24 protein-coding genes are annotated in these 24,517 nt (G+C 41.0%); 12 read left to right on the top strand and 12 right to left on the bottom strand.

Annotation, left to right across the window (positions count from 1 at the left end):
* Positions 1 to 225 precede the first annotated feature (225 nt).
* The 5 genes from Q4600_RS04745 to Q4600_RS04725 form a co-directional block, all read right to left on the bottom strand.
* Entirely contained in the window at positions 226 to 1,125 is a 900-nt protein-coding gene (locus Q4600_RS04745; protein ID WP_303513222.1) for a hypothetical protein, read from the bottom strand.
* Between the two features lie 12 nt (positions 1,126 to 1,137).
* The gene (locus Q4600_RS04740; protein WP_102526137.1) at positions 1,138 to 1,896 is read right to left on the bottom strand and encodes a hypothetical protein; all 759 of its coding nucleotides are present in this window, start codon (positions 1,894 to 1,896) and stop codon (positions 1,138 to 1,140) included.
* A complete protein-coding gene (locus Q4600_RS04735) occupies positions 1,896 to 2,432 on the bottom strand; it encodes a hypothetical protein (RefSeq protein WP_102526138.1) in 537 nt (178 codons plus the stop codon). Before Q4600_RS04735 ends, Q4600_RS04740 begins: the two co-directional genes overlap by 1 nt.
* 7 nt (positions 2,433 to 2,439) lie before the next feature.
* Positions 2,440 to 2,724, bottom strand: coding sequence for a J domain-containing protein (locus Q4600_RS04730; RefSeq protein WP_102526139.1), 285 nt, complete (start codon positions 2,722 to 2,724; stop codon positions 2,440 to 2,442).
* Positions 2,725 to 3,635: 911 nt separating this feature from the next.
* The gene (locus Q4600_RS04725) at positions 3,636 to 4,178 is read right to left on the bottom strand and encodes a hydrolase (RefSeq protein WP_102526140.1); all 543 of its coding nucleotides are present in this window, start codon (positions 4,176 to 4,178) and stop codon (positions 3,636 to 3,638) included.
* A gap of 300 nt (positions 4,179 to 4,478) precedes the next feature.
* Here Q4600_RS04725 and Q4600_RS04720 point away from each other — a divergent pair, with 300 nt between their 5' ends.
* The 10 genes from Q4600_RS04720 to Q4600_RS04675 all read left to right on the top strand — a co-directional run bounded on the left by Q4600_RS04720 (position 4,479) and on the right by Q4600_RS04675 (position 15,247).
* Positions 4,479 to 5,516, top strand: coding sequence for a DUF2235 domain-containing protein (locus Q4600_RS04720; RefSeq protein WP_102526141.1), 1,038 nt, complete (start codon positions 4,479 to 4,481; stop codon positions 5,514 to 5,516).
* A gap of 237 nt (positions 5,517 to 5,753) precedes the next feature.
* Positions 5,754 to 6,557, top strand: a complete 804-nt coding sequence (locus Q4600_RS04715) for a cobalamin-binding protein (protein WP_303513508.1) — start codon at positions 5,754 to 5,756, stop codon at positions 6,555 to 6,557.
* Between the two features lie 340 nt (positions 6,558 to 6,897).
* Positions 6,898 to 8,157 carry an efflux RND transporter periplasmic adaptor subunit gene (locus Q4600_RS04710; protein WP_303513214.1) on the top strand — a complete coding sequence of 420 codons (1,260 nt, stop codon included), beginning with the start codon at positions 6,898 to 6,900 and terminating at the stop codon, positions 8,155 to 8,157.
* Positions 8,158 to 8,203: 46 nt separating this feature from the next.
* On the top strand, positions 8,204 to 8,437 hold the full coding sequence (locus tag Q4600_RS04705; protein WP_102526143.1) for a hypothetical protein: 234 nt from the start codon (positions 8,204 to 8,206) through the stop codon (positions 8,435 to 8,437).
* A gap of 91 nt (positions 8,438 to 8,528) precedes the next feature.
* Positions 8,529 to 9,278 (top strand): ABC transporter ATP-binding protein, encoded by a 750-nt coding sequence (locus Q4600_RS04700; protein WP_102526144.1) that lies wholly within the window; start codon positions 8,529 to 8,531, stop codon positions 9,276 to 9,278.
* 20 nt (positions 9,279 to 9,298) lie between these two features.
* Complete coding sequence (locus tag Q4600_RS04695) at positions 9,299 to 10,612, top strand: ABC transporter permease (RefSeq protein ID WP_102526145.1); 1,314 nt, start codon at positions 9,299 to 9,301, stop codon at positions 10,610 to 10,612.
* A 22-nt stretch (positions 10,613 to 10,634) separates the two neighbouring features.
* The gene (locus tag Q4600_RS04690; RefSeq protein ID WP_248954895.1) at positions 10,635 to 11,843 is read left to right on the top strand and encodes an ABC transporter permease; all 1,209 of its coding nucleotides are present in this window, start codon (positions 10,635 to 10,637) and stop codon (positions 11,841 to 11,843) included.
* Between the two features lie 171 nt (positions 11,844 to 12,014).
* Complete coding sequence (locus Q4600_RS04685; protein ID WP_229368991.1) at positions 12,015 to 13,382, top strand: sigma-54 dependent transcriptional regulator; 1,368 nt, start codon at positions 12,015 to 12,017, stop codon at positions 13,380 to 13,382.
* Between the two features lie 47 nt (positions 13,383 to 13,429).
* Positions 13,430 to 14,770 (top strand): ATP-binding protein, encoded by a 1,341-nt coding sequence (locus Q4600_RS04680; RefSeq protein WP_102526148.1) that lies wholly within the window; start codon positions 13,430 to 13,432, stop codon positions 14,768 to 14,770.
* A gap of 30 nt (positions 14,771 to 14,800) precedes the next feature.
* A complete protein-coding gene (locus Q4600_RS04675; protein WP_248954897.1) occupies positions 14,801 to 15,247 on the top strand; it encodes a DUF3291 domain-containing protein in 447 nt (148 codons plus the stop codon).
* Between the two features lie 72 nt (positions 15,248 to 15,319).
* Here the strand turns inward: Q4600_RS04675 and Q4600_RS04670 are convergent, their stop codons facing one another.
* The 3 genes from Q4600_RS04670 to Q4600_RS04660 form a co-directional block, all read right to left on the bottom strand.
* Positions 15,320 to 16,117, bottom strand: coding sequence for a DNA-binding domain-containing protein (locus Q4600_RS04670; RefSeq protein WP_303513201.1), 798 nt, complete (start codon positions 16,115 to 16,117; stop codon positions 15,320 to 15,322).
* Entirely contained in the window at positions 16,114 to 17,067 is a 954-nt protein-coding gene (locus Q4600_RS04665) for a DUF692 domain-containing protein (protein ID WP_303513198.1), read from the bottom strand. Before Q4600_RS04665 ends, Q4600_RS04670 begins: the two co-directional genes overlap by 4 nt.
* 137 nt (positions 17,068 to 17,204) lie before the next feature.
* Positions 17,205 to 17,663 carry a hypothetical protein gene (locus tag Q4600_RS04660; RefSeq protein WP_102526152.1) on the bottom strand — a complete coding sequence of 153 codons (459 nt, stop codon included), beginning with the start codon at positions 17,661 to 17,663 and terminating at the stop codon, positions 17,205 to 17,207.
* 519 nt (positions 17,664 to 18,182) lie between these two features.
* Here Q4600_RS04660 and Q4600_RS04655 point away from each other — a divergent pair.
* Positions 18,183 to 18,566, top strand: a complete 384-nt coding sequence (locus tag Q4600_RS04655) for an MAPEG family protein (protein WP_102526153.1) — start codon at positions 18,183 to 18,185, stop codon at positions 18,564 to 18,566.
* Positions 18,567 to 18,735: 169 nt separating this feature from the next.
* On the opposite strand, the gene Q4600_RS04650 is transcribed toward Q4600_RS04655, so the two are convergent.
* The 4 genes from Q4600_RS04650 to Q4600_RS04635 all read right to left on the bottom strand — a co-directional run bounded on the left by Q4600_RS04650 (position 18,736) and on the right by Q4600_RS04635 (position 23,416).
* Positions 18,736 to 19,824, bottom strand: a complete 1,089-nt coding sequence (locus Q4600_RS04650; RefSeq protein WP_303513195.1) for an alkene reductase — start codon at positions 19,822 to 19,824, stop codon at positions 18,736 to 18,738.
* Between the two features lie 112 nt (positions 19,825 to 19,936).
* Positions 19,937 to 21,031 (bottom strand): alkene reductase, encoded by a 1,095-nt coding sequence (locus Q4600_RS04645; RefSeq protein ID WP_303513192.1) that lies wholly within the window; start codon positions 21,029 to 21,031, stop codon positions 19,937 to 19,939.
* A gap of 129 nt (positions 21,032 to 21,160) precedes the next feature.
* Entirely contained in the window at positions 21,161 to 21,850 is a 690-nt protein-coding gene (locus Q4600_RS04640) for a TetR/AcrR family transcriptional regulator (RefSeq protein ID WP_102526156.1), read from the bottom strand.
* 141 nt (positions 21,851 to 21,991) lie between these two features.
* Complete coding sequence (locus Q4600_RS04635) at positions 21,992 to 23,416, bottom strand: coniferyl aldehyde dehydrogenase (RefSeq protein WP_303513185.1); 1,425 nt, start codon at positions 23,414 to 23,416, stop codon at positions 21,992 to 21,994.
* Between the two features lie 454 nt (positions 23,417 to 23,870).
* On the opposite strand from Q4600_RS04635, the gene Q4600_RS04630 reads away from it, so the two are divergent.
* On the top strand, positions 23,871 to 24,302 hold the full coding sequence (locus tag Q4600_RS04630) for a universal stress protein (protein ID WP_303513182.1): 432 nt from the start codon (positions 23,871 to 23,873) through the stop codon (positions 24,300 to 24,302).
* Positions 24,303 to 24,517: the final 215 nt, after the last annotated feature.

Raw genomic sequence — 24,517 nt, 5'->3', positions numbered from 1 at the left:
AACCTGATAGTGAGTGAGATACTTTCGGCAAATTAAATACGCAATAAAAAAGGACAACGAAGTTAGCTTCGTTGTCCTTAATATTTGTCTCAGTAATTAGCTGATTTCCGAAGTTAGCATTTGATCGCTAGAATTCAATTTCTAGAACTCAGTCTCTAGAATTCAATTTCTAGAACTCAGTCTCTAGAATTCAATTTCTAGAACTCAATCTCTAGAATTCAGTCTCTAGAACTCAATAGTATCTTGCCAGCCTAAAAGTACACCTTGAATGCCATGTTTTTGCTCATATCGTTCAAGTTTTTCAGGGCTTGCATCATCAAGAGCTAACTCGCGATATTTCTTGGCAAACTTGAGGGTACGCAATAACTCTTTATAGAAATGCTTACCTAAGTCTTCGCGTATGGTTTGTGCTAAAGCGTCGGGTAAATGACTTAGCGCACGCTCAGTATGGAGCGTAATCGTATCAACACTGAACCATTTTTCATCTAATTCAATTTTGCGTAAACGCTTTTTCATGTCTTCACGCACTCTGGCGTCATCAAACATAATGCGGTACAAAACGGCTTCAGCTAATACGCTTTCTAAGCCCAAGCTAAATAAAGGATCAAGCTCCACTTTAGCGTAAAAGGTTTCTAATAAAACCTTAGTGGCTTCTTGGTTTTGATGATCTTTCAGCGCTGTTTGATAATCTTGCCAGCCTAACCATTCTTCAGTATCGGGTGGAGTAGAGATTTTCTCTAACAAGAGCTGATTGATACCACCGTAAAGCGAATTATCACTTCCGTGCATGTGTTTACTGACAGTTGTCAGCATGCTCCAGCCTTTTTGAAAACACTTAAGCACGCCATCGGGCGTTTGCAGTAAAGCTACTGAAGCGACAGGTTCTTCACCTGTTAGCGCAATAAGTCCTATACTTACGACACCAATGACATCGTGAGCGGCATGCTCAAGCAAATGCATTTTGTGTTTGTTATAAAACTTATCTGCCAGTTTCAAACTCATTAAAATCGCTTTGGATTTTATTTGAGTCACATGTTCATCGGTTAAGCGTTCTTCTGCACGTCCATATTCAAGTACACGACTAAAATAGGGACCTTGGTTATTATCACGTAATGCTAATTGCATTAAGTCGATTCCTTAATCAAGAAAAGTAAACATGTCATCGACTTCAGCGTATTCATCAGCCACTTCGTTTTTCTCTTTCGCTTGTAGAACAAGCTCATTAACGAATTTACCGATGATTTGCTCCCAGCCAGAACTTTCATTACGTAGCAAGTTCTTAATTGATGAAGCCACACTAGGTGCAAGTTGTTTAATAAGAGCGAATAAGCTGCGTGGGTCGTCCATCGCTAAGCTGTGAGCTTCTTCATCTGCCTGCCAGTTACTGTAGCCTACAGTTTCGCCATCATCTTCATCATCGAAACTCTCGTAAATCGAATTACCATCTTGCTCGCCAGATGGTGCAAGGATTAGCTCAATAAACGGAATTGACAAGTAGAATAATCCAGCTGGATCTTCAGCAATACATTCTAGAATAGCGGTTTGCTTTTCTTCTGTTCCCTGAATACGAATGAGGTAAGTCAGAAACTCAAATGTATGGTGCATGAGCTCATCGGCATTGGTTTTAATTTGCTCTTCCCAATACAGTGGCTGCTGACAAACGATGTCACGGATTTGTTCTGGCGACATCAACTCAGACATGATTGATGGACATGAAATATCATGGTGACTGTTAATTTGCGTTAAGGTCACAATATCCATGTGCTCAATAACATCAACCAGTTGATCATCCGACATGGTATTAGCAATAATTTCAAAGCGCTTACTGGCTTGTTGCGGCTCGACATCGGCAAGATCTTTAATCTCTGCTGCTGTGAGTTCAATAAGGTTGTTCATTATCGCTCCTCGTCATCATATTGATCGTAATAGCCTTCTTCATCGCTGTCGTCATAATCACCATCATCATTGTATGGATCATAACCGTCGTCAGATGAATCTGAGTCTGAAGCACTACTGAATGATTTACTCGGCGCTACCACATTATCTTGGGTGTTAAGTAAGTACACCACGGCGCAGCTCTCAATCAGTAATTCTTCACTATACTTGCGTACTGCCAGCACTAAAGGCACATCATCATTATTAAATTGAATCGTTACTTTAAACTCATCCCACGACGGCATCGTCGCAGTATCAATCCATGTTGCCCACTTGGTTTTGGCAGCATCTGAAAAGCGAACTCGATTGAATAGCGCCACAGGTAAGTATTCTGGCACAGCGGCAAGCATCGAAGGATCCGCTAATAAGATCGCTTTCATTGAGTCAGTAAATTTGGCTAATGCTTCAGGGCTATCGGGATCGTTATACGACTCGATATTGTCATAGGCATTATTTTTTAACTCATTAATACGTGAGATATTAAGTGGTTTGCTCATGGGTTTCTCAAGAATAAAATTGGTCCCACAGCTCGGTCATTGCCGCTGTAGGATTGGTCACGATGACATTATTAAAATCTTTAATAAAGGCAGTTCTTAATTTTTTATCAGACAAAACATCATAGGCATTTTTGACCCGATGCAACTGCTGCGCTGCAAGATGTTTTTCTTCTTCTGAAGCATTAATCAGTTTATCGGGGTGTAACTTATTTGATAAACGTTTATAGGCTTTTTTTATTTCGTCTTCTTTGGCACTGGCTTTAACACCGAGGACTGTGAAGTGGTTAATCATATTTTTACCTATGGCATATGAACTTGGATAGACTGATGCTAATCCATTAAATTATGATTATTTGGTTGTATACCCATGATACTTCAAGATGCAAAGTCAGCAAGGCAAATAGTGCCAAGATGCTAGGCATAAAATTGAAGTATAGTTATTCTACATAGATATTTTATAACAACGCAGATTGGTGCTATTTGCCTTGCCCTACGGGGAGCAAGCTCGAAAACCATTGCTACGTTGTAAGCTTTGAAAAGTGAATAACAATTACCTCAGCTTACGCCTTGCATTGTTATCCGAGCTTGTGCCTGACAAAGCATTTTGAGGTAACATGGGTATAAATAATAACAGAAATACAATCATTTCCATAAAACTATCAACTAGTTTAGCTTATTACAAAATTCAGATGTTCAAATTGAATAAAAATAATACAAAATTAATAATCTGAATGTCCACTTTGGCTGACAGTTGCTTTGAATTATTCTCATTTTTAGGCTTTTGAAAATAAAAAAGAGCACATCATGGTGCTCTTTTATATTGTATCTTAGCGACCGCTACTGGCTATTTCGACTAGCTATTCCTAACAAATAATTCTGCTATCGACTGCTATTGATTGTTATTAACAATTGCTATTAACGATTGTTAGCAAACAAATATAGTAAGTTTATCTCTCCGTGTTGTCTTTTTCGATTAAGGCTAAAATCACTGGCACTATTTGATTAATAGCACCAACACAAAGACTTAATATTGCGACATATTCCCAACCCATGTTTAGCTCCTTTTTGTTCCAACTTAACGGCTGTCACGTTGTTTTTTCAGATGCAGCCAGTGTAGAAAATAAGGTGAATCTAAATAAGTGAGAACTGTCATGGGTTCAGATGACAAAAGTCATATATTGGCGTTTTTATATTTATTAACGGCTATTTAATCAGCTTTAGCAGTGATTTAAATCGCTCGCCACTGGCTTGATGCTGTAGCTCAAATAAGCATGACTCAGTATTGGTTGTTCGTGCGCCTAATTGCGTCATCATTTGAATACCCAGTTGTTTGTTTTCAACAGTGCGTGAAGATACCGCATCGGCGACAAGATGGACGTTATAGCGATTAGAGAGTAAATCTTGGCAGGTTTGGTAAACACAAACGTGGGTTTCAATACCGGCAAGAATAATATCTGTGCGATTAAGTCTGGCTAACTGCTGCTGAAACTCTGGACTTTGCCAAGCGCTGAAATATGACTTTGGAATAACTTGAGTCGTTTTACTCAGTAGTGCAGCTAACTCCTCTGTGGTGCCGCCCAATTTATCGGGCAATTGCTCAACCCATAAAATTGGCATATCAAACAGTTGCGCTCCTTGAATAAGAATGCCTAGTTGTTTGTGGAGTTCGGGAGATTGTTGCATGACTTGGGCAAGTTTACCCTGAACATCAATGATCACTAATACCGATTTATCTGTGGTTAACATGGCCATTCCTTACTACTGGAGAATTAGGTGTATGAGTCATATTGAGTAAACGATACTTTTGCACTAATGACTATTGTCGAAAAGTCGAACAAGCTTAATCAGCTGATAAAAGGTAAGTGAGTTATCCTGTAAATCTAATACGGTGATGCTGTCATGGCTATGACTATGACTGCGTTGCTATTGCTATCGATATAGCTAAGCAGCTACGACTGCGTTGCTATTGCTATAGATACAGATATCGATATAGAGATAGAGATAGAGATAGAAATAGAGCTGCAACTGGGCCTTCAAGGAAGAGTAATGAACAAGCGAATTATTATATGTGCCGACGGTACTTGGAACCGACCTGAAGAAGACATTAACCAAGATCAAGCGACCAATGTGCTGCGTCTAGCGAGAGCCATTAGCCCCGTCGCTGCCGATGGCACTCCCCAACAGGTATTTTATGACTGGGGAGTAGGCTCTTATTACGACGGCATCATTGGTGGCGCAACCGGAAGAGGTCTGCATAAAAATATTGTCGATGGCTACCGATATATTGTGCAAAATTATCAAGCGGGTGACGCCATTTACTTATTTGGCTTCAGCCGAGGCTCGTATACCATGCGCTGCTTGTGTGGACTGATTAATAACTGCGGCATCGTAAAACGCCCTGATGCCAAGCTCATTCAACAAGCTTTTGACCACTATAAAACCCAAGCTTCAGCATATGCACCAGATGGCGCGAAGTCATTGGCATTTAGGCAGCAGCATTCGCATCCTTCGCGAGATATTGAGTTTGTTGGTGTATGGGACACGGTGGGCGCAATGGGGATCCCCAGCTCGTTTTTAGGCTTGTTTGAAGATAAAGATGAGTTTTATGACACGAAAATTGGCAGCAATGTCAAAGTGGCACGCCATGCACTGGCGATTGATGAGCATCGACAAGATTTCGAGCCGACAATTTGGCAACCTAAAAATACCATGGATATGAAACAAGTTTGGTTTGCGGGGGCCCACAGTAATATTGGTGGCAGCTACCAAGCTGACAAGAATGGGCAAATGTTATCGGATAATGCTTTGTTATGGATGTTGTCTGAAGCTCAAGCGAATAGCTTAAGTATTGAGGCACATTTAATTAATCAGGTTTCACCAACCCCTTTAGCTAAATTGCATAACTCGCGACGTAGCTTTTATCGTATTAAACGTAAACTGTATCGAGATATGGCCCCAATGGGTCTGCCAATGTTGATCCATCAATCGGTAAAAGATCGTTGGGATAATGACCCCAAATACCGACCTAAGAATCTTCAAGACTTAATCGAGCAATATGGCTGGCCCAGTGAACTCGTGTTATAACGCATTCAATAGTCTTAATAAATTGCTAGAATAGCGTTTTAGCGCTGGTTTATTAAAACTGGATTCATTTTTACGATATTGGTTACATTAACCGTGACTTCACTTATCAAAGGATTTTTAGTGGCTCATTTTGTTGCTCATCGATTTATATTCACCTTAAGTTTCACTTTAGCGTTATCGGTACTAGGCGTTTGTGGCAATGCAGCGGCTACAGAAGTGTTAGCAACTAAAGCTTTAGTGAGCAAAGAGAAAGTAAACAAAGCTTTAGTACATAAAAGCATTCCTGCTAAACGGGTGATTGCGTTATCTCCTCATGCAGTAGAAATGCTATATGCCATAGGTGCAGGCGAGACGATTGTTGCTACCACGGATCATGCAGACTTTCCTGAGCAAGCTAAGAATATCCAGAGTATTGGCGGCTATTATGGCATTCAGATGGAGCGAGTGATTGAGCTAAATCCAGACCTTATTGTGGTGTGGAAAAGTGGCAATAAAATGGAAGACATTGGTCAATTAAAACAGCTAGGTTTTAATGTGTTTAATAGCGATCCTAAAAGCCTAGATGATGTGGCCAAAGAGCTAGAACAGTTAGGTGAGCTAACGGGGAATCAACAGCAAGCTAAGCGAGTGGCTAATGATTACCGCAAACAGTTATCGCTCATTCGTAGTGAAAACCAACAAAAGCCTGCTGTGAAAGTCTTTTATCAATTATGGTCAACGCCATTAATGACGGTATCAAAGGGAAGTTGGATAGAGCATATTATCAGTGCTTGTCATGGTGAGAATGTATTTATCGATGCTGCCAGTGAATACCCACAGATAAGCGTTGAGAATGTACTATTAACCGGTGCAGAAGTGATTCTTCAAAGCCAAGATGAAGGTAATGTGATTGGTGTCGATTGGTCAACGTGGCCTGAATTACCCGCAGTAAAAAATAATCATATCTATCAGCTTAATGCGGATTTACTGCATCGCGCTTCCCCAAGAGCCATACTAGGTGTGCAAGCACTTTGTGACGCTTTAGATAACGTCAGAGCGTAATGACATCTGACTTATACTCACAAGCGATATGTTTAGCTGTTATCAAAACACAGCGAGATAAGACCTAAGCTCAAAGTATAAGGCATAACCTTTCCTGTTGTGATTCACCTATTGCCAATAAAGTGTCCGCTCGGACACTTTCCTTTTATGCGGACACTTTTTCAGTGTGTCCGCGGACACATTCTATTGCGTTAAAAGAACTACAATTTAATTAAGCTTATGATTTTAATTGTTTTTAATTTTCTGGCACGCCCTGTGCTATCTGTTAGGTATCAATATCGAATTAGCGGACTAGATAACCATCTAACGGACATTATCTAGCGAGTTTCAAGGAACTGAGATGATTAAAGATACCAGCGGACAAGATACTGTCGTTAAGCCAAGTGCTTCTAAAAAACTCCGTATGCCAGTCATTATTGGCACAGTAGGTGTGTTAATGAGCGCCTTAGTGTGGGCAAGCATTGGACATGATTCATCGATTCGTTCAATTGAAAGCAAAGACTTACGTTTAGCCACGGTAACTCGTGGCACTTTGGTTCGTGATATCGCTACCACAGGTAAAATCGTTGCGGCCAATGCGCCTATTTTGTATAGCACTGAACAAGGTGTCGTGACGCTATTGAGTCAGCCTGGTGATCAAGTTGAACCCAACCAAGTTGTCGCTCAAATCGATAGCCCTAAATTACGCAGTCGTTTTCAACAAGAGCAATCGGTATATGCCGCAATGGAAAGTGATTTAGAGCGCGCCAAGTTAGATGCACGCCGTGAGCAATTACGAGTCACCCAAGTACTGGATATGGCGAAAGTTGATTTGGAAGCCGCAGACAGAGAAAGCCGCCGAGGCGATCAATTGATTCAAAACAGCTTGATTAGCCGAATTGATTTTGAGAAAGGTAAAGATGAGTTACGCAAAGCTAATTTAATGCATCAGCATGCGATTCAAGAAGTCGATTTGATGCGCGATACCTTAACGTTCGAACTGAAAAATCGCGCTTTGGAAGTCGATAGACAAGCCTTGGTTGTTACAGAGCTTGCTCGTCAGATCTCAGCATTAGAAGTTAAGGCACCGGTTAAAGGCATTATTGGTAACTGGTTGGTTGAACAAAAAGCACGAATTGGTGCCAGTCAGCCTATTTTAACGGTTGTGGATTTAAGCGCCTTTGAAGCAGAGCTTGCTGTACCTGAGTCTTACGCAGACGATTTAGGTATTGGCATGGAAGTGGAACTGAGTTTTGGCAGCGTCAATGTTATGGGTCACTTGTCTTCTATTTCACCTGAAGTAAGAAATCGTGAGGTAACCGCGCGAGTTAGGTTTAATCCTGAACCGAGCTTATCACTACGTCAAAACCAACGTTTATCAGCAAGGGTGTTATTAGAGAATCGCCCGAATGTATTAATGGTAAAACGTGGTGACTTTTTAAATCGTGGTGGTTCAACTGCATTTGTGATGAGTCAAGATATGGCAGTTAAAACGCCAGTGATACTAGGCGCTAGAAGCATGAGCCAAGTTGAAATCGTCGACGGTGGTAAAGAAGGTGATGTATGGGTGGTGTCTGGCACCGAAGCATTTAGAAACGATGAACAGATTCAAATTAGATAAATGTTAACCCTATTGGATTACAACAGCATTAAGTAAGGACACCACAATGAAATTATCTCAAACAAAACCAATCACTGGCTTTATCGCGTTGATGTTTTTGAGTTTAGCGGTGAGTTATCGCATAGATGAAAGCTTTAACTGGTTGTCATTTAGTTTTCAAATTATTGACCTAACAGATCAACTCGCAGATCAGGTTAGTTATGGATTAAGCAGCGACATAGTGCAGGTGCTATTTGAATTAGATTTTGCCACTGCCATACAGATTATTGTGCAGTTTTAGCACTGTAAAGAACCATTTTATTAACCAACTTATAGAATAAATAATGATAACTAGCGCTAAAGCATTAGCTAGTTAAACAAGGAAAGAACACATGTTATCAATGAAAAATATTAGCAAAGTATTTAAAACGGACTTAGTAGAAACTCATGCTTTACGTGACTTTAATCTTGAAGTTGAAGAGGGGGAGTTTGTTGCGGTTACAGGGCCATCAGGCTCAGGAAAAACCACCTTTTTGAATATTGCAGGTTTACTTGAAGGGTTTACCTCTGGCGAATTCTGTCTTGATGGTGTCAATGTATCTAACTTAAGCGATAACCACAGCGCTAAAGTCAGAAATGAGAAAATTGGTTTTATTTTCCAAGGTTTTAACCTTATCCCTGATCTTAATTTAGCTGAAAATGTTGAAGTGCCTTTACGTTATCGTGGTTTTAATCGCGCTGAGCGTAATCGCCGGGTGGAATCAGCGTTAGAGCAAGTAGGATTAGCAGCGCGTATGAAGCATTTACCGTCACAATTGTCAGGTGGGCAGCAGCAACGTGTTGCGATTGCTAGAGCCTTAGCTGGCGAGCCAAGGTTTCTATTAGCCGATGAGCCAACGGGTAATTTAGACAGCTTAATGGCGCGCCAAGTGATGGAGCTACTAGAAAACATCAATCAAACGGGAACCACGATTATTATGGTGACCCATGATGCAGAATTGGCTCGACGTGCCCAGCGCAATATTCAAATCGTTGATGGCCAAGTGTGTGACTTCTCTATGTATCAAAAAGCCGATCAATCTGTTGTAACCGATTTACAGCAAGCTGCTGGCTTACAACAAGCTGCCAGTAGCAATGGATAATCTGAGTAGGAGATAAGCTTATGTTTTTATATTATTGCGATCTTGCTTGGCGCAGCATCAAGAAAACCCCAATGCTATCCATGCTAATGGTTTTAGCGATTTCAATTGGTATTGGGATTACGATTACTACGCTCAATGTTTACAAAACCATGTCATATAACCCTGCCGGAGACAGAAGTGATAGCATCAACTCCATTCAGCTTTGGAGCCAAGGCTTAGATACCTGGGATGATTTTCAGTCAAATATTACTTACACAGATACCATTAATCTACGTAATAATAACGAGTTAGCGCTTAAGGCTGCATCATTTCGTACTGGGCTTGCGATGCAATCTGATAATCAAGATATTGAGCCTGTGTTAAAAAGTATTCGAATCACAGACAGAGACTTTTTTAGCATATTCGAGGTGCCATTTTTATATGGTGAACGTTGGAGTAAAACGGTCGATAGTCAGCCTGCTTATCAAGTGGTGATCGGTGAGAAACTCAATCAAACGTTTTTTGATGGACAAAACAGTGTCGGTAAAACCATCTACCTTAATCGTAAGCCTTACCAAGTGGTGGGAGTGATTAAAGAATGGAATCCACAACCTAAATACTATGATCCTCTGAACGGTGCATTCAATGATGCTGAAGAGGTGTTCATTCCATTCTCACTGACTGAGCAAGAAGAGTTTGATGTTTGGGGCAATACCAGTGGCTGGAAATTTGAGCCAATGTTGACCTATCAAGACCGCTTAAATTCTGAAAAAACCTGGATTCAGTTTTGGGCGTTATTACCAACGGCTGCCGACAAGCAACAGTTGCAAACTTGGCTTGCTCAGTATGTTGAACAACAACGCAGCTTTGGTCGTTTCACTGATACTGCTAAAACTCCGCAAGAGTCTTTTCAAATTAGTGATGTGGCGCTATGGCTTGAGAATAATGATGTAGTGCCAAGAGATAACAAAATTTTAGTCGGCCTCAGCGTACTGTTTTTGAGTGTGTGTTTGGTCAATATTTTAGGTTTATTGCTAACTAAGTTTTTAAAACGCGCGCCAGAAGTGGGTGTTCGCCGCGCCATTGGTGCCAGCCGTGGGCAGATATTTTCCCAGTATATGGTGGAAGTGGGCTTAATCGGTTTTATTGGCGGCATTGTAGGATTGTTGTGGGCTTGGGGGGCATTAACTGTGCTGCATGCCGAGTTTAATGTCGACCCGAGTGTCACAGGGTTAGATACCAGCATGTGGATTATCACACCACTAATTGCCATATCTACGGCAGTACTGGCAGGTGTATATCCTGCTTGGGTAGTGTGCCGCACTAAGCCTAGCGTGTATTTAAAAGCGCAGTAGTGAGCAAAGAAAGGAATTCAACATGTTACATATCAAACCTATTTTATCGAGTTTAATGCGCAGCAAAAGTGGTCCTGTGTTGTTGCTGTTACAGATTATTTTGTCAGTTGCGATTGTGGCTAATGCCAGTTTTATTATTCATGAACGTTTAACCATGATGCAGCGTGATTCGGGCTTAATGGAAGAGCAAGTTTTAAGCTTTAACGTTTATAATTTTGACCCTGCTATCGATAACATTCAGCAAAATGTTATCGACCAACAAATATTACGTGGCCTACCCAATGTCATTGATGCCAGTTCAACCAACATGATGCCACTCAGTGGTAGCGGTTGGATGGATCGCTATGTTGATAGTGCCGATGAAGACACCGCCAAAAGTATGCCTGGCTTTGCTTTGTATTTAGGTAATGAACATTTACTCAATGTGATGGGCGCTAAGCTTATCGAAGGGCGTAATTTTCGTCCTGAAGAAATCAATACTCAACTTGATCAAAGCGGCATGGTAGCGATGGTATCGAAACCTCTAGCTGAAGAGTTCTGGGGAGATGAATCTCCCGTTGGCAAAATCATGTATCAAGGTGCACAAACCATCGAAATTATTGGCGTGATTGAAAAGCTACAAGGGGCTTGGGTTAATCATGAGAATTTTGAATATAGCGTGATTCAAAATATTGATTTTGGCGGTGGGTTGAAGAATAAAACCTATATGGTACGTGCTTTACCTGAACATATTCCCGCTCTAGAAGAAGCCATTGTCAAAGCGTTTCATGCTGAAAACCCTAATCGCGTTATTGATGGTTTTTCATCACTACTCGATATGAAGAAAGAGTCTTATAGCAACCATAGATTAATGGCAACCTTACTCAGCATGATGGTGATTTTATTGCTGTTGATTACTGCTTTAGGGTTAACAGGGATGGTGATGTTCAATATTCAGCGTCGTACTAAGCAGATTGGTACTCGCCGTGCTTTAGGGGCGAAAAAACGCGATATTGTTAACTTCTTTATGGTTGAAAACTACATGATTTGTCTTGCTGGTGGAGTGATTGGTGGCTTATTGTCATTGCAATTAGGTCAACAATTAATGAGTTTATATAGTTTACCCATGTTACCCATGACTTATCCTATTGCCGCTATTGCTGGCTTGTTAATCGTGACGACATTGGCAGTGATTTTCCCCGCGTTGAAGGCGGCAAAAATATCACCTGCAATGGCAACTCGCAGCGTTTAACTAACATCAGAGGTTAATGGTGAGTCGTCGCCATTAACCTCAAAATAATCCTATGGCCTTATGCTAACTTAGGTTGATACATGCTTAAGCTTCTCGCAAAAGAGACCTTTTTACAGTAACGTTATCTGGATTACATAACGCCAGAACATACAAAGAGAACACATAATACACATGGATAGTATTTTAGTGGTTGATGACAACCATGCTATATGCAGCGCACTGACGTTGATGTTAGACATCCATGGCTATCGAGCATTGAGCTGTGAAACGCCAGAGCAAGCCTTAGATATTGTATCTAAACAAGATATTAGTCTTGTTATTCAAGACATGAACTTTACTCAAGATACGACTTCTGGTGAAGAAGGTAAGCAGCTGTTTTATACCTTACGCCAGCAGCAGCCCAATTTACCGATTATTTTAATGACGGCGTGGACACAATTAGAAACCGCTGTTGAATTGGTTAAAGCAGGCGCTGCCGATTACATGGGCAAGCCCTGGGATGACGCCAAGCTGCTCACCAGCATCAATAATCTGTTGTCGATTTATCACCTTTCTAAGCAAAATAATCAACTGACCCGCGTGGATTCTGATCGCATGAGTGCCATTAACAATGCTGACTTGTGCGGTATGGTATTTGGCAGCGGCGTAATGCAGCGCTGTATTGATTTAGCATTACAAGTGGCCAAGTCTGATGTGTCCGTGATGATTACGGGCCCTAATGGTGCAGGCAAAGATAAAATTGCTGATATATTACAAGCCAACTCATTATTAAGTCATAAGCCATTTATCAAAGTGAACATTGGCGCATTGCCAATGGATTTACTGGAAGCCGAATTATTTGGCGCTGAAGCTGGCGCGTTCACTGGTGCAAACAAAGTTCGCATAGGCCGTTTTGAAGCCGCTGACGGCGGAACACTATTTTTAGATGAGATTGGTAACTTGCCGTTATCTGGGCAAGTGAAACTATTACGCGTGCTGCAAACTGGTGAATTTGAACGTCTTGGAAGTCATCAAACTCGTAGAGTGAATGTCCGCGTGATCAGCGCAACCAATGCAGACTTAGCAGATGATATTGCCAATGGCCTGTTTAGAGAAGATTTATTCTACCGCTTAAACGTGATTGAGTTGCCATTAGCACCACTTAATCAGCGCGTGGATGATATTTTACCGTTAGCACTGCATTTTGTTGGTGAAGGGTTTAGCTTTGATAAACCTGCTCAGCAAGCATTATTATCACACCCGTGGTCTGGCAATGTCAGAGAACTTGAAAACGTCTGCAAAAGGGCGGTTTTACTGACACAAAATGCCGTATTAACCAGCGCTGATTTAGGGCTGACATCTGTAATCGTCAATACAACAGTTCAAGAGATTACGCCTGTATCAACTAAGAATATGCCAGTATCTGAACCCGATAAGTTGCAAATTGAACAAGCGCTTATCGCTCATAATGGTGTGATTGCGAGGGTGGCTAAGTCTTTAGGTTTAAGCCGCCAAGCACTTTATCGCCGTATGGATAAATACGGCCTTTCTGCTAAGTAGCCCATGGCGATAACTTTATTAAATGCGAATAAAAGTGAACATAGATAATGAAAAATACGCTGCAACTTCGAAGTAAGTTAGTGCTTGGTAATCTTTTAAGCCTGGCAGTCAGCGGACTATGTGGTTGGAGTATTTGGTTTTCATTTGGCCCTGAACAATTATGGCTGGCGATTGTCATTAGTGCGGGAATTTGTTTCTTAATCAGTATGTGGCTTACTCAAACGTTGAGCGATAGTTTAAGTGCATTAGAAGTGGGTTTACTCAACTTTAAAGATAATGAATTTAGCGTATCGTTACATGGCTATGGCGAACCACAATTAGACGCCATTGCAGAGCTGTATAACCAAGCATCGCAAAAGCTGCGTAATGAACGGCAGTTCATCTATCAACGTGAATTGATGCTCGATAAAGTTATTCAAAACTCACCCAACATTATGTTGCTGGTGGATGACAATCAACGAATTATCTATGCCAATGACGCTGCAAGACACTTATTTAACCAAGGTGTACGCATTGAAGGTATGTTGTTATCTGATTTAATTGCAGAGTTACCTCATGCGCTCAAGCAAGCACTCGATAGCGAGCATGAAGGGCTATTTTCAATTGATGGTGACAACCCAAACAGTAGTGATGATGACGTTGAGACCTGGCATATCTCACGGGGCAAGTTCAGCCAAAACAATCAACAACACCATTTAATATTACTCAAGCAGCTGACCAAAGAACTTAATCGCCAAGAAGTGGCGGTGTGGAAGAAGGTTATCCGCATTATCAGCCATGAATTGAACAACTCAGTAGCACCTATAGCGTCTATGGTGAATTCAGGAAGAGTGTTAACCAAGGACGTTAATAACGACAAGCTTGAGTTGATATTCGACACCATCGAAAATCGTACGGCACATTTAAGTCAATTTATCTCTCATTATGCAGAGTTTGCCAAATTACCCTTACCTCGAAAAACCATTGTCAATTGGGATAACTTGATTGAGCAATTAGCTGAGCAATACGCTTTTAAATTGAATTCAGATTTACCAACAATGGCAATTGAATTAGATTGCGTTCAGCTTGAACAAGTACTGATTAACTTACTTAAAAATGCCCATGAATCGGGAGCTGATAAAGATAAAGTTAGCTTAAGCTTTCAACAGGTAAATCATCCTCTAGCAGGCATTATTATCACTATCGAAGATAATGGTAGCGGTATGTCGAGTGAAGTGCTGTCTCAAGCGTTATTACCGTTTTATTCTACTAAACAGTCAGGTACCGGAATTGGCCTGCCTTTATGTCGTGAAATAGTAGAAGCCCACGGTGGTCATATTACCATGCAAAACCGTGCACAAGGTGGACTTAGCGTTAAGTTGTGGCTGCCAAAAGAATCGGTTATTTAAAAAATAGAAGGCTAAAGGAATAGATTGCAAATGAAACTGGCACAGTTAAATATCGCAAAATGTAAATACCCACTAGAAGCTCCAGAGATGAAAGACTTTGTTGATAATCTTGATGAGGTCAATGGCATTGCGGAGGCGAGTTTAGGTTTTGTATGGCGACTGCAAGATGAGTCTGGAGATGCCACCCAAATTCAAGTATTCGATGATCCGAGCTTGATTGTCAATATGTCCGTTTGGGAAGATGTTGAATCGCTAAAAAACTTTATGTTTCGCACCCATCATCGCGATTTTATGCGCCGAAAAGGCGAGTGGTTTGAACGCTTATCTGAAGACAGCTATGTTTTGTGGTGGGTCGCTGAAGGGCATACTCCTGATGTTCACGAAGCAAAAGAAAGGTTAATGCACTTAAGAGAAAATGGTGACTCGGCATACGCTTTTACGTTTAAAAGTAACTTTACCGAAAGCGATATAGCCTGATTTTAGGACTAAAACTAAAAGCCAATTTTTGCACTAAGCACTAGCACTAAGCACTCGTTTCTAAGCTCGTTTCTAAGTAATGACTAACTCGCGGATAATGCCTTTACTGAACCAAGATTGTAATGTCTGCAGCACCATCATAGGTGCGGCCTGTTCATCGTACCAATTCAGCATTGCCTCACATTGATGGGCAAAATCATTTCCTTCAATAAAACCTGTTAATAGCGCGTATTGGCTTTGATTTAATGATTCAAATTGAGTCAACCTTTCACTGTTACGCCATAAAGCCCAATACCTTTGCTGTTGATAATATGGGGCGTCAGGAGCCGTTTCAGCTTTAAGTGCTTGCCAGCTTTCTACAGCGTTACTTTTGCAGCTAAACATTTGTAAGCTTGGGTGAAAGCGTAAACTGCAATCAGGCCATAACTCAGGTGCTAAAGTCTGCAAAGCTGTAAAGTCAGCTCGAGTAGACTCAGCGCCATCAAAAGCTGCGAGTAACAAACGCTCAAATTGGGCAATATCAGCTAAAATAGGATATTGGCAAAAGAAGTCATCTGTGCGCAAAAACGCTGGTAAATTATCGCAAAACTGTCGCAGAGATGTTGCTGAAGAGGGGTGAGCGTCGAGATATTCTATGGCTAACTTATCAAATAGTTCATCACCTAAATATTGGCCTAAAATCTGATGATCTGTTTCCATGGTTTCTTTCAGACGAATTCGATATGCATTGGCATAGATTTGTAGTCGATGGTCTGCAGAAATTCCTTTTTGATCCGAAATCCGCTCCCTGATATCAACAAGATTATTATCGCTTTTGGCTGATAATAAATATTGCATAAACGCTTGTTGGGTTGGTCTTAGTTGACTCATACAGCCACCTTTTTACTGGGTAACTGATAAGGATGCTGAATAAGATCTTCATTAGTACTCATTGGCGATATCGCTCCCATTGGGGCGAGTGATGATTGGCTTAATGCTGGATGTCCAGGCAAGGTGAGTTCAGCGATTTTCTGCGCCTCTAGCAGCTCTTGGTATAGCACTGGAAAATCTGGAATATTGGCATCTCGTTCAATCATGGTGCTGATGGGGCCAAAGCGCTCAAGCGCTGCTTGATATAATGTCCACACACTGGGCGGTACATCGTGGTCGTGAGTATCAATCACATATTCGCCGTAGTCTGAGTGACCAGCTAAATGAAATTGTTGTACACGACGAGGATCAATTTTGTTTAAGTAATCTAGTGGGTTAAAAAAATGGTTTCGAGCACTGACGTAAATATTGTTGATATCCAGCAAAATAAGGCAATCAGCTTCTTCCGCAACTTGTGATAAAAAGTCCCATTCATCCATGGTTGAGTCTTTATATGATAGGTAACTGGATACGTTTTCAAGTAGCAGCCTTCTGCCCAAAACGTCTTGGGCTATTTTCACTCGCTCAGCCACATGTTTAACGGTTTCTTCTGTGTAGGGCAAAGGTAATAAATCATGACTGTTAACGCCATGAATTGACGTCCAGCAAATATGATCGGAGATCCATTTAGGATTAATATCATTACTGAGTTTTTTAAGAGATTTAAGGTAGTCCATATCCAATGGGTCAGTACTGCCAATTGACATTGATACGCCGTGCATGACTACCGGATATTGCTCTGCGATTGCCTCTAAATAGTATCGAGGTTTACCCCCAGCAACTAAGTAGTTTTCAGACAAGACTTCAAACCAATCAATAGCAGGTTGGTGCTGCAAAATATACTCGAAATGATCCGTGCGTAACCCTAAGCCAAAACCAATAAAGTCTTGTGTGATTTTCTGTTCTGACATTGGCTTACCTCTTATTGACGCATCGCATGATGGGGGAAGTTAATAGCTTGGCAATTAGGGGATGAATCTTACCAAGCCATCACTTTTTACTTTTTTACAGTAGCGAACACTTATTGGAATGTTCGCTCAAATGATCGCTAACCCGTTTTACCGCCGATGTCAGCACATGATTTAGCCGTTGTATTGACAAAACCTGAACCTTTACAGCTTGCCTTGCCACCACACGCATGATCAGCGCCTTTACAATCATTATGGCCTTTACATACGTTGACGCCGTAACAATGGACCAAATCTGCCTTCGTTATTTTACCAACCCAGTCATCTTTGACTTTACCGCCAACATCACCACAGGCCTTTGATGGCATAGCAACAAACCCAGTTCCTTCACAACTTGCTTGGCCTTTACAGGCATTATCAGCTGTACCGCAATCGTTGTGCCCTTTACAGACATTGACGTCATAACAGTGGACTAAATCGGTTTCACCCGCAGCTAAAGGTGCAGTATTAGATTCACCTGCCACTGCTTGACCTGATAACCCAGCCATTGCCATTGCAAGTGCTGCACCTGAAAGTGCTGTTTGTGCTTTCGTATTCATGATAGTTCCTTGCTTAAATTTGAACGTTCAAGTGAATCAATATTATTGAGTGTTCAATTGAGTTGTAAGCTTAATTAGTGAGTAAGTAGACACTTACATGTGCTCCTACTAATTAAAAGATGCTGCTCTTAAAAGATACTGTCCGCGGTTATCTGTCTTAATAGCAGGTAACTATATTGACCGTGAGGGTGGCTGGGATATTTCAAATTAGTTGTGTTAGGTAAACAAAATGTTATAACCAAGCAGGGCGAGAATAGCGTTTTACAGTTGATTTAAAACAATTTAAATTCAGTTTTATGTTAATGAAATAAATTTCTTATTTCAGCTAACTGAGCCTATTTATCACTTCATAAGCGGTTATTTTTAAATCTAGACAATTGAAAATTTAAATCTAGGCAATTGACAATTTAAATCTAGGCAATTGAAAATTTAAATCTAGAGAGTAGAAAAGTCCTTTTTAAAGCCACTAAAAAGTGATTTACTGTCGGCTAATTGTCCTCTGCAAGCTTGGAAGCATTAATGCAAACTCTACTTATCTGTTTATTTATCGCTATGTTATTACCTTATTTGGCTAAAGGCCCTGTGGCAGTTGCTATGGCAAAACTGGGCGGTTATGACAATGCTCACCCACGTTCGCAACAAGCACAGTTAACTGGGGTTGGTGCTAGAGCATTAGCTGGGCATCAGAATGCGTTTGAGTCATTGATTGTTTTTGGCATAAGTTGTCTTGTAGTGCTTGCTACCGATAATGTCACCCCACTAGTGTCGACCTTGGCGATCGTACATGTCATCGCAAGGGTTAGTTATCACTTACTTTATTTAAAAGGCATTGCCACTATGCGTTCACTGGCTTGGTTTGTCGGAATATTTAGTGCCTTTGGGATTTTCTTTCAAGCTTTTTAAATATGCTTGAATGAATAAAAAGCGCTTACCGTTTATATAAACGATAAGCGCTTTTTTGTAGTGATTATTCTAGGCTAATTCATATCACTCTACTTTTAATAATTAGATTATATGACTTAGTTTTATCAATCAGTCTGTTATAAATTAGTATGTTATAAACCAGTCTTATTTAAGTATGAGCTGCATAGTCTGTATAACCTTCAGCGCCTCCGCCATAGAGGGTTAATCTGGCATCAGCATCAAACTCTGTAAGTGCCATATTTTGCTTAAATCGCTGGACTAAGTCGGGATTAGTCACGTAAGGCGTACCAAAGGCGACTAAGTCTACATAACCTTTTTCAAGCAAAGCTTGCGCACTTTGTTGAGTGAGTTTACCTGCAACCATTATCGGGTTTGGATAAATATCACGAATTTTCTGTCTAAAGCTATCAGTTGCTTCGGTGTAATCGCCGATGTTTTCGGAAAAATGCACATAGGCAAGTTTCATAGGAGCAAGTTGCTTCAGTAGTAGGTCCGTGACTTCAATAATATCGCTATCAACCTCTTTAAATCCTTCACCCACTAATGGTGATAAACGGATAGCCACTTTGTCAGCGCCAATGGCATCATTAACAGCATTGATCACCTCAAGTGGAAAACGTAGTCTATTTTGCTGACTGCCGCCATATTCATCTTGGCGTTGGTTGCTTACAGAACGCATGAATTGATCCAGTAAATAGCCGTGAGCACCGTGGAGTTCTACACCATCAAATCCTGCTTCAATTGCATTACGTGCCGCTTGAACAAAATCAGCGGTGGTTTGCTCAATATCCTCATTGGTCATGGCTCTTGGAATTGACGTTTCAACCATGCCGAAACTTCCATCAGCCAAAGGACCGTAAACCTGATCCGGTTGTTTAATTGCTGATGGTGCTACTGGCTGCTGGCCAGCAATATCAGTGTGCGAACGTCGGCCGACATGCCATAGTTGCAAGAAAATCTTGCCGCCTTGTTTGTGCACTGCTGTCGTCGTCTTTTTCCAACCTTCGATATGCTGTTGGCTATAAATTCCCGGTGTTAACGAGTAGCCACGTGCCACAGCTGAAATTGGCGTACCTTCAGCAATAATAAGTCCTGCCGAAGCGCGCTGCTGATAGTAGTTAGCCATTAAATCATTAGGTACATCACCTGGTTGAGTGGTACGTGAACGTGTCATTGGCGCCATGACGATACGATTGGCAAGTGTGCCGTTCGCCATTGGAAATTCTGAAAATAACATAACAATTCCTAATTCTTCTGAGCAGATGTGCTGTTAATAAGCACATCTGCACCTGTGTTAATAGTGATATTGCAAAGCAAACTTACTGTCTGACGGCATTGTGAAAACGGAGCTATGTATAACTTGGATAGTCAGTTAAGCCTTTTTCATCACCACCAAATAATGTCTCTGGATTATGACTTGCCCAAGTATGGCCATGTTTTATTCTTGCTGGTAAATCAGGGTTCGCTACAAAAGGTCGACCGAATGCAATCATGTCAGCAAGACCTGATTCAATAGCTGTAGTAGCTCTTTGGCTTGTGTATTTTCCTGCATAAATTAACACGCCTTTAAAAGCCGCTCTGAGCGCTTGTTTAAACTCAATACTCATTTCTGGGGCATCATCCCAGTCAGCTTCTGCGATATGGATATACGCAACATCATGTTGATTGAGTAACTTAGCTGCAGCGGTATAAGTGAGTTCTGGTGAAGCATCGACTGTACCGTTAAGTGTGGTCAAAGGCGCTAAGCGGACCCCAATTTTATCAGCGCCAATAGCGCTTGCCATTGCTGTGATCACTTCATCTAAAAAGCGTAAACGGTTGCTTAGTGAGCCACCATACTCATCAGTACGCAGGTTTGATTCAGAATCAATAAATTGGTTAATTAAATAACCATTAGCAGCATGCAACTCAATACCATCAAAGCCCGCTTTAACGGCATTGAGTGCGGCTTGTTTAAATTGTTCAACCACTTGTTGAATGTCCGCATGTGTCATTTCTCTTGGTTCAACGACGTCAACAAAACCTGGACCATTTTTACCATCATCGATGAATACTTTGACGTTTTCAGCTTTGATTGCTGATGACGATATTGGCTGCTGATTACCAATGTTTTCAGGGTGAGTGACCCTGCCAACATGCCAGAGTTGAGCAAACATAATGCCATGATTAGCATGAACTGCATCAGTGACTTTTTTCCAGCCGGATAGTTGTTTATCTGAATAAATCCCGGGAGTCCAGGCATAGCCTTTAGCCATAGCAGAAATTTGGCTGCCTTCACCTATAATCAGCCCAGCACTGCTACGTTGAGCATAATAGGTTGCCATGATGTCAGTGGCGCTGTCATCTGTGTTATTGGCTCGAGAGCGCGTCATTGGTGGCATGACAATTCGGTTAGCTAGCGTGAGTTTGCCGAGTTTAATGGGATTAAAAAGTGCAGCGGTCATGATAAGTCCTCAATGATTTGCGAATTGAGGCTATGTTAGCTAATCGGTTACGTTACAAAAATAGCAATTATTACAAATTACTTTTGTTAAAATTGCAAAAGTGTAGATTTGAATTTTCTTGCGACAAGATTACGCTTTCATGGAACGCCAAAACATCTCAAAGCTGGCTTCGCGGTGAGTTATATCGTGACCCCATTGAGGGTTGTCGGTGAAGTATCGAATCGCGGCGAGGTATTGGCCGTGACAATTTTCAAGCATCAATGCTAACGGAAAATTAGCGATGATATTAAGTTGTTGGCCTTTGGCGATAAGCTCAATAATAAAATGCAAAATGCTATTCATTGCTTGCGCTCTGATGGTGGCATCGATTTCTGAAGATAGCGAAAACTGCAAGAAAAAGCGCTGTTTTATCGGGTAAAGCAACGCCCAGTCGATAGCGTGTTGCCATAAGCTGTTGGCACTATGTTTGAGGGTCGCAGCGTTATTAACGTCGGCAGAAATAGAATGAGTCACGTTTAACTCAGCTGAACCCGTGATCGTATTATCGTTCAGTTTTATGCTCACTTCGTCGGCTGCAAGTTTGGCCATCGATGCTGTGATTGAGTCCGCAAACTCTTGTTTAACTGATACAAATAGATGGTTTAACAAGGCTTCTTTAGAAGGAAAATGATGAAATAAGGTGCCAGTGGCGACACCTGATTTTTTGGCGATAGAGGCTGTAGAGGTGCCATGAAAACCTTGCTCAACAAACAGAATAAGTGCGGCGTCTAAAATCGCTTGTTTTTTATCCGTCTTACTCGACTTCGCTTTACTTTCCATTGGTGACCTTTACTTATTTCATTAACGATATAGTCAATGGAGATGCTGAAACGATCTAGCAATCTCCAGTTTCTATTTTAAACATTACTTACGTTGTATTTTTACGTAAAACACTAACTAGTTGTTATATAGTAAGATAACTTAGCGTAAAAACATTTTCATCAATAATGCTTGGATTTTTGTGCCGTAAGGTGGATGGACAAATATCCCCGAGTTGAATTTACCGCTTTTTAACACTGTTTTAGCGTGACTAAAGGTTAAGAAGCCTTCTTTACCGTGATAGTGCCCCATACCTGAAGGTCCAATACCACCAAATGGTGCATCATCTGCTGCCACATGAAAAACGGTATCATTAATACACACTCCGCCAGAATGAGTGTTTTGAATGATGTGTTGCTGGGTCGCGTTATCAAAACTCATGACATAAAGCGCTAAAGGGCGCTCATTTTTATTGATGTAGCCAATGGCTTTATCAATATTTTGATAACTAATGATCGGCAATAATGGCCCGAAAATTTCTTCTTGCATGACAGTCATGTCATCAGTTGTAGATGTGATCAGCTGCGTCGGTAACTTACGCACATTAGCATCAATGGCATATTCTGCAGCGGGATGAATTGTTGCGCCTTTTTGTTTGGCGTCTTCTAATACAGCGAGTAAACGCGAATACTGACGTTCATTGATAACATTGCCGTAATCTGGGTTATTGGCAAAATCTGGATACATCTTATTGAAACGTTTTTGATACTCGCTGATGAACGCATCGACTTTATCTTCAGGGCATAATATGTAATCTGGCGCGACACAGATTTGACCTGCGTTTAAACACTTACCATAGATTAATCGCTCAACAGCTGTTGGAATGTCAATATCAGGCGCGACGATAACAGGCGATTTACCACCGAGCTCTAATGTCACAGGCGTTAAGTTATCAGCAGCCGAACGCATAACGTGACGTCCCACTGTGGTTGAGCCAGTAAATAATAAATGATCGAATGGCAATGATGAGAACTGAGCAGCGATATCTGCTTCACCTTCTACAACAGCAACTTCATCTTGGGAAAATATATCGCTCAATAGAGCAATTAAAACCTGATTGGTGGCAGGGGTAAATTCTGACATTTTAAGCATCGCACGATTACCTGCTGCAATAGCGGTAATTAAAGGCCCTACCGCTAACATCACAGGGAAATTCCAAGGCACGATAATGCCTACAACACCCAATGGCTGGTAATGAACGGTGACAGAAGACGGAGCAAGTAATAAACCAGCATGACGTCTATCTGGTTTCATCCAAGACTTAAGGTGTTTAATCGAGTAATTAATATTATTAATACACGGCATAATGTCAGAAATCATGGTGTCATTGCCTGAACGATGACCATAATCAGTGGCTAATGCACTAACGAACTGTTCACTGTGCTCAAGTAATGCCGCTTTCAGCTTGTTAAGCTTTTCTATACGTGACTGATAGCTAGGTGCTGGCATAGAAAGGTATGCATTGCGTTGCTGCTCCAGTAAAAGCTGCAATGATGTTTGCTGATTGTCACTGATTGCCATATTCATAAATTCTCCTAGCATCAACCATGTTTCATGATGGCTGTTATGTATAAAATAAAACCGACTGATTAGTCGGTTTACTATGGGCTAGTATTGAATAAATAGCAAGTAGTTTGAAATTTGAGCTGTATCAAGGAGGTGATTATGGATTTACACTACACTTTTATTAGTGGGTAAAAATGGATTGAAGTTAAGTGTTCAAATAAGTGCTCAAGTACGTGTTTAACTATGTTCCTAAGGTCAAACTCAGCCTGGGTAATAGTGTGATAAGTTGCTCATCCTTTAATCATTACTCATGTCATCAGTGCAAAAATATTAAGTATAAATTAAAAAAAACTTGGTATATTCAATGAGAGTATCGTCGACCTGATAAAGGTTTAAGCAGTATCGGTAACCATGAGTTATCTGAACAATATAGATGAGTTATTTATTTGTTTTCAATCTGCAGGAGGAAATCATTATGCGTACACGTAATATTTTATGGCCAACAGACTTTTCTGAAACAGCATCCCATGCTTTACGTTATGCCATTGAAATGGCGAATTTATACCAAGTAGGGATCCGTATTCTACATGTGGTTGACCAGCCTTTAGGTGATGAAAATTACATGATCCTTGCGATTACCCCCGAAGAACTGGCTAAAAGCATGGAGCAAGCAGCCGCAGATAAAATGCGCAGTTTACTAACAGAGCTTAAAACTGATCTGCCTGTTGAAACCGTGATCAGGCGCGGTGACGCAATTGAAGAAATTGTGTCAGAAGCCAATAGTGGCGATATTGGTATGGTGGTGATTGCCAGCCACGGAAGAACAGGTTTAGCTCATTTTTTACATGATAACGTTGCTGAAGAAGTGGCTAATCAAGCTGATTGCCCAGTATTAGTGGTCAAATAGTTAACTGAGCAGTTATTAGTGGTGCGGAACACTTAGATCATACACTGATAATCGTGCCTTTGATTAAAGGCTATTTTCAAGGTTTAGTTAGTGGAATGAGCTGTCAGGATATCACTGACAACTCATTTGATGACTAGCGCGTGTTGATCTTTCAAGGTTATTTTTACAGCGAATTTTTGGCGCACAAAACTCAACTAAAAAGATCAATACGCCCT

Source organism: Shewanella sp. 2_MG-2023 (genome assembly GCF_030548905.1).
Taxonomy (GTDB): Bacteria; Pseudomonadota; Gammaproteobacteria; order Enterobacterales; family Shewanellaceae; genus Shewanella; species Shewanella electrodiphila.
This window is presented reverse-complemented; position numbering and strand designations above follow the sequence as displayed.